The 6509-nt window shown below is 45.7% G+C and carries 6 protein-coding genes; all 6 read right to left on the bottom strand.

What is annotated here, in order from left to right:
• Positions 1-334 precede the first annotated feature (334 nt).
• Positions 335-1138: an ABC transporter ATP-binding protein gene (locus FP815_13160; GenBank protein MBA3015873.1), complete on the bottom strand. Its 804-nt coding sequence runs from the start codon at positions 1136-1138 to the stop codon at positions 335-337.
• 5 nt (positions 1139-1143) lie between these two features.
• On the bottom strand, positions 1144-2094 hold the full coding sequence (locus tag FP815_13155) for an ABC transporter ATP-binding protein (protein ID MBA3015872.1): 951 nt from the start codon (positions 2092-2094) through the stop codon (positions 1144-1146).
• Entirely contained in the window at positions 2094-2942 is an 849-nt protein-coding gene (locus FP815_13150) for an ABC transporter permease (GenBank protein ID MBA3015871.1), read from the bottom strand. The genes FP815_13155 and FP815_13150 overlap by 1 nt, the downstream gene beginning before the upstream one ends.
• Complete coding sequence (locus tag FP815_13145; GenBank protein ID MBA3015870.1) at positions 2935-3927, bottom strand: ABC transporter permease; 993 nt, start codon at positions 3925-3927, stop codon at positions 2935-2937. Before FP815_13145 ends, FP815_13150 begins: the two co-directional genes overlap by 8 nt.
• A gap of 324 nt (positions 3928-4251) precedes the next feature.
• Positions 4252-5982 carry an ABC transporter substrate-binding protein gene (locus tag FP815_13140; protein MBA3015869.1) on the bottom strand — a complete coding sequence of 577 codons (1731 nt, stop codon included), beginning with the start codon at positions 5980-5982 and terminating at the stop codon, positions 4252-4254.
• Positions 5979-6509 (bottom strand): hypothetical protein (locus FP815_13135; GenBank protein ID MBA3015868.1); only part of this gene is annotated, 531 nt, incomplete at its 5' end. The genes FP815_13135 and FP815_13140, both read right to left, overlap by 4 nt.

The raw sequence follows: 6509 nt of genomic DNA, 5'->3' as shown, positions 1-6509 counted from the left end.
TAACGGTAATCAGTTATCGGTTTACGGTTAAAAGAATCATGATTAGTCATAAATCATCGTATGATACTCAATGTCAGTGTGTCCTCATCCATTGGCAGGCCCCAATCACCGTCAACTGTCAACCGTAAACCGACAACCTGAACAGTTACCAATTGTTAATAATCAAAAGTGGCTCTCAACTATTTTCATAACTATCCCGCTCAATCCGCAAAACGAGTAGAAATGACAACCGAAAATTGTTGCTGCGCGGAGCCGAAGGGATCAGGAAATTGGTTACGAGTCGGTTCTCATCTTCATCCGAAGATTTCTCTGAGAATAGTTAAGAGCCACGTAATCAGATCTTCCAGCATCGATTCAAGTCCGGCCAGGGGATTGAATCCACAAGAAGCTTGGTATACGGATGAGCTGGTGACTTGATAACTGCCTCCGGACTTCCTTCTTCTACAACCTCGCCATCTTTCATGATAACGAGATAATCGCAGACATGATACGCTGTAATTAAATCATGGGTGATATACAAAATTGGAATATTAAAATCACGATTCATCTTCTTCAGGCTTGCCAGAATTGTTGCCCGTAAGGATGCATCAACCATCGAAACCGGCTCATCAGCAATCAACACCTTTGGCTGCACAGACAGTGCGCGTGCGATTGCGAGGCGTTGCCGTTGCCCTCCTGAGAGTTGATGCGGATAACGGCCCAGAACTTCATCAGGATTTATGCCAATATCAAACAGAGATCTGGAAATAATTTCCTTTTTTTCTGCCCTTGTCCTTCCAATTTTAAACTTTTCAAGCGGAACCATTAAAAAACGATCCACTGAATAAAAAGGATTAAATGATGCGAATGGGTCTTGCAGCACCGCCTGAACATTTCGTCTGAACTCCTTTTTCCCTGGAGCGGATAAGGCATTAATATTTTGACCATTATATATGACTGCTCCGGAAGTGGGCTGAAGTAACCCCAGCAGCATTAAAGCAACAGTGGACTTGCCGGACCCGGACTCACCTGCCAAGGCGATAATTCCTGATCCTTCCGAAACGGTAAGATTCAAGCTTTTGACCACAGTTTTACCAGTATAGCGCAAATACCCTTGCTTAAACACCTTGCGTAAATTTTCAGCTCTGAGTTCAACCATTGGTTTCACTGGCGCCGGTGGCAAGCAACAGCCCGGCCATTTGCATGTTCATATAATACAGGCAGATGTTGCGCACATTGAACGGAACGCTCTAGGCACCGTGCTTGAAAAGCGCACCCTTCGGGCAAAGAAAATAACGACGGGGCACGACCTGCGATGCCTGACAACTTAGATTTATCAAGTGACGGCAGGCTAGCCATGAGCGCTTTTGAGTAGGGATGCAACGGGTTTTCAAGAAAATCGCGCAGAGTACACAACTCAACAATTTGTCCGGCATACAAGACCATGATCCGATCAACAAACTGGGCCAACAAACCAAGATCATGTCCAATCAACACCACACTCAACCCCTTTTCCCTCTGAATGGCGCCAAGTGTCATCATAATCTGCTTTTGATTGATCACATCAAGAGCGCTTGTCGGTTCGTCCGCGACAACAATCTCCGGCGTCAAAACAATCCCCAGAGCTATGCAAACCCGCTGCTTCATCCCTCCACTTAACTGGCAAGGGTATGCCCTAGCAGTTTCATGACGCAGCCCAACAGATTCGAGAAGATTTTCTATTTTCAGTTGTAGAGACGACGAAGATAATCGTATCCCATGGTCTTTGATGGTGTCGGCTATCTGTTTGCCAACCGAAAGGACAGGATTCAAACTGTTCTGAGCCCCTTGTGGAATAAAACCTATTCGTACTCCCCTTGTCCTCCGCCTACCTTCTGAGGTCAACTCAGAGAGCTTTTCGCCTGTTAACACCACACTGCCTCCTGCCACCTGCCCCGCGCGGGGAAGCATCCCCAAGATTGCATTCGCCAAGGTAGATTTCCCTGAGCCAGATTCACCGATTACGCCAATTTTTTCGCCACGCTCAACGGTAAAGCTGATATTCCGGAGCGCCGGGGCAATCCCTCTCGAAGTATGATATTCAACTGATAGATTGTTGACTTCAAGTAGCAACATCAGTTTCTTTGCAACCTTGGATTAGCAACCTCATCAAAACCGGCGGTCAGGAGGTAGAGTGTAATCATCACAAATAAGATCAAGGCGACAGGCATGATTGGCCACCACCACAACCCTCGGAGCATGGCGTTCTGACTGATAATCCAATAAATGGTTACCCCCAATTCCGGTTCCCGAAGCGGGCCCAGGCCAAGAGCTGACAATCCTATGGTGTCAAAAATCGCCCCCCTGACCGATCCGGTAAAGGCAGCGCCTAAAAATGGCAGCAGATTAGGAACCATTTCCTTAAAAATAATCTCCAACCCTCCCATCCCGGACAATTGAGCCATCACGATATAGTCTTGCTTTTTCATGGTCAGGGCTTGGGCACGAATAACGCGAGCTGGCCACCTCCAACTCATCAAGGAAATAATGGCGGCCATTGAAAAAACCGAAATCGATTCCCCTCCAAAAGAAGAGGCAACAACAACTAAAATAAGCAGCTCAGGAATCGTCAGACAAACATCCGTCATCCACTTAATGACAGTATCTAACACGCCTCCAAAATACGCCGAGATAAATCCTAACGATGTTCCAACAAAAAGTCCGATCGCAGCCGAGATGAACCCGATCTGCAGGGTCATCCTGGTTCCATAGACAGCAACAGCCAACAAATTCCGCCCCTGACTATCTGTGCCAAAAGGATAATCAAAAGATGGCGGCATACTGGCAGACGCGGCTAAGGGGTAAGCGTCTTCAGTTGGAATAAAAAATCCCCCTGCGGCCAGAAACAATACCAGCAACAATGCACAACAGCTCCCGGCCAACAATACCGATTTATTCCATAAGTAACGAAAAATGTTATTCATACGCAACTCTTGGATCAAGCAGCGGATACACCAGATCAACAACCAACAAAGCCGCTGCCAGCACTAAAATAATTACATAAACAACGCCATAGATAACGAAATAGTCGAGTGAATTAATTGAGCGAAGCAGTAATGTGCCAATCCCAGGATAACCAAAGACCAATTCGACCAAGATCGCATTAGAAACAATGTGACCAAGGGCCAGAGCCAGAATAGTCGTCTGCGGCAGCAGGGCGTTCCGAAATCCGTAATAAAACACCCGCCAATCCTTTAACCCTCTTGCCTCCGCAAAACGCATATAATCTTCATCCATGATAGTTACCATGATACCACGCATACCTATCGCCCAAGTCCCGGCCTGGGCAATGACAATCGATCCGGCAGGAAGCGCCGCATGATAAAGAACTTCCTTAATAAAACTCAAAGACCATTCAGGAGAAGACATGAAAGAGAAGCCACCACCCAAGGGAAACCATTTCATCTTGAATGCCAAAAGGTAGAAAAGAGCAAGGCCCAACAGATAATAGGGAATGGAGGACAACATCACCAGCGAGGGGGTCAAGAAACGAAGAATCTTAGATGCCCGGGGCCAGGCGACCAATGCCCCGACAAAGCTGCCGAAAATAAACGCTATAATGGTTGAACAGGAGAGCAACCCGATAGTCCAGGGCAAGGCTTCGCCAATAAGTTCCAACACAGGCTTAGGGTAAAAGACAATTGAGGAACCGAGGTCGAAATGGAACAAATCGGAGAGGTAATCAATATATTGATCCCAAATGGGCCGATCCAGACCAAATTTGGTTTCATATGCCACAACCATCTTATCCATACCTTCCTGAAGGTATCCCCCCCGCATGGCTTCTTGAGCAAGTTTTTCACGCACAGGATTACGAGGAGAAAATTTAGGAAGGAAAAAAATTGTTGAAGCAGCGGTGAAAACGACGAGGAAAGAAAAAGTGAGCCGCTTAAGAAAATAATGAAACATCGCTTATTCTACTCATCCTTTATCAATACCTTTCACAACAAGGAACCAGTAAACTGGTTAATTTAACATCCTTATACCACGAGCAATAACTATCATTGCGGGGTAAACGTTCACCGGGCACTCCATCTGCTTTGTCAGCGGCCTGCTCATGTGCAACTAGCACACTTCGCAGACCGCTTTATTGACCGACGAAGCGGGTCAATATAAATCGCGCATCTGGAGTGCCCGATGAACGTTTACAGTCCGGTGAAATCCGCATGCTCAACGCTTCTGGTGAACGATTACATTGCGGAAACAGGAGCATCGTTACTTCCAGGGTCTTCATTAACTGCCTTCTTGAACCGGTTGAAGCTCCTGCAAGATAAGGGGCAGGGTCAAATGCCAGAAAGCCCCATTGATATACGAATTATTTACGGTGGGATAGCCTTTCCAGTATGTGGTATTCATCGGAATACGATGCATCCATTGCATCAGCGGGACATTTGGCAACTCATCCAACCAGATTGCCATCGCCTGACGATACAGATCCTTTACCCTAGCCTCTCTTTCCGGCAGCATGCCCATCTCGTTAACAACTGCATCAAACTCACTATTTTTCCATCGGGAAAAAAATTGAGTGGGCTGACCATTGGGCAGGGCATGCTTAGAGGTAAAAAAATCAAGAGTTGCATGAGGACCGGAGATACTGCCACCATGTCCAAAAATCATGACCCTAGCCACTCCTGTGGTAATTTTTGCATAAGAATCAGCAGGCGCGGTATATGTTGCCTCAAACCCAGACTTTCGCAACTGCTCTGCTAGTACTGGCGCAAAATCGTCAAAAATAGAAAATCCATGAATTGTCATTTTGATTCGATTGCCATCTTTTGCCCAGAACCCTTTTTGATCTTTCACGTAACCTTCTTGTCTCATCAGCGCCGCTGATTTGTCGCTGTTGAATTCATTCGTCGGATATTTTTTCAAAAGATCGTGAGTAGAGTCAACAAAAGGTTTGAGTTCCGAAAAATCAGGAAAAGGCAATTCAGTTGGGATCCCTGCCCCCTCATAAGCGACATCAATAAGTTGCCTCCTGTCAATGGCATAACTTACTGCCCAACGGACATTCTTATTATCAAAAGGGGATTCCGAACAGTTGAACCAAAGTGAAACAGGCCACCAATCAACATACCCATAAGGAGATTCTCTCAGGGTGTGGGTAATGATATTTTTATTCTGAGCAACCGCCTGCTTTATGGTTGTTGGCCGTAAATCAATTGACATATCAATCTGATTATTGATCATCATTTGGACAGCACGGCTTTCATCAGAAAAAGGAATAAACAGAAGTCTTTTGACCTTTGGTTTCTTGGCCAGCCCTGATTTAACAGCCCACCAGTTTTCTTGATAATCCAACACTTTTTTCTGAGGAGACCACTCAGTGATCTGATAACCACCGGTCACCACAGGCCACCCTTTCTGGAGATCATAGAACGAGAATGACAAAGGATCATCAACAGTTTTGAAAATATGCTCTGGGACTACATAGACCCCGGAATCAAATTTAAAGCTCAAGTGAGAAAAATGAAATTGAGGCTTTGGGGAGACAAAGACAAACTTGAGCGTAACATCATCGAGCACGTCAATCGACTTTACCCACTCGCGAATTTCAGCAGAATTCCTCAATAATGGGGCATGCTTTTTAAGCATAGTAAAGGTAAAAGCAACATCTTTGGCCGTAAAAGGATGACCGTCACTCCAATACACATTATGTCTGACCTTAACCGTAAGCTCAGTAAAATCTTTATTATAGTGATACGATTCCGCAAGCCATGGAATAGTTTTCCCAGAAAAAGCGGAATAATAAAAAAGCGGCTCTAGCCACGCGGCATTGCCCTGTTGATGAGAAAATCCTGCGGCATAGGGATTTGCGATCCCGACATCTGTCCACTGGCCTTGACTCCCCCCATGCATAAGGACAAGCGTTTCTCCTCGCAGCACAGAACTTGCCTGTGTATTTGGAGCAGGAACAAGAACCCCAACTGTAAATAAAACCAAAAAAATGCCCAAAAATCTCATAAAAACTCTCTTGCTGAATAGTGCTTAACAGATGAATAATCAATTAAAAACCCAATCACCGCCCCAATGATCTGAATCGAGAAGACAACCAACACTCCAGCGATAGCGCTATTGGCATCAAGACCTACAAGGCCTAGCAGCAGAACCATCCCCCCTTCTCGCAAGCCAAAGCCGCCAACCGTGACCGGGAAAAAAAGCACCATGGCCATAACGGCATTTATCCAACAAAAATCCAGAAAACTCACCTCAAAACCCAACCCGGCAAAAACGACATAGTTGACCGCCGCACACAAAAAATGAAAAGGGACTCCCCAGGAAATCGACCAAAAAATCTTCTTTTTCTGACGGCTGAAATCACTATAGGTCTTGCTGAACTCAGAGAGGAATTGAACTGCTTTCGACAGCCACCCTTGCAGAGAATTATCGATGGCCTTAATCCGGAGATATTGGCCAACAAAAATAAAGCCTAAAAAAAGGACAAACGCGCCAGACAAACCAACAGCTATCTCACTCTTGTAGGGCGGCTC

Source organism: Desulfobulbaceae bacterium (assembly GCA_013792005.1).
Classification (GTDB): Bacteria; Desulfobacterota; Desulfobulbia; order Desulfobulbales; family VMSU01; genus VMSU01.
This window is presented reverse-complemented; position numbering and strand designations above follow the sequence as displayed.

Excerpts from the sequence above, each read along its gene's own strand:
- FP815_13150 (MBA3015871.1), bottom strand. The coding sequence starts at position 2,942 with ATGAATAACATTTTTCGTTACTTATGGAATAAATCGGTATTGTTGGCC.
- FP815_13155 (MBA3015872.1), bottom strand. The coding sequence starts at position 2,094 with ATGTTGCTACTTGAAGTCAACAATCTATCAGTTGAATATCATACTTCG.
- FP815_13145 (MBA3015870.1), bottom strand. The coding sequence starts at position 3,927 with ATGTTTCATTATTTTCTTAAGCGGCTCACTTTTTCTTTCCTCGTCGTT.
- FP815_13140 (MBA3015869.1), bottom strand. The coding sequence starts at position 5,982 with ATGAGATTTTTGGGCATTTTTTTGGTTTTATTTACAGTTGGGGTTCTT.
- FP815_13160 (MBA3015873.1), bottom strand. The coding sequence starts at position 1,138 with ATGGTTGAACTCAGAGCTGAAAATTTACGCAAGGTGTTTAAGCAAGGG.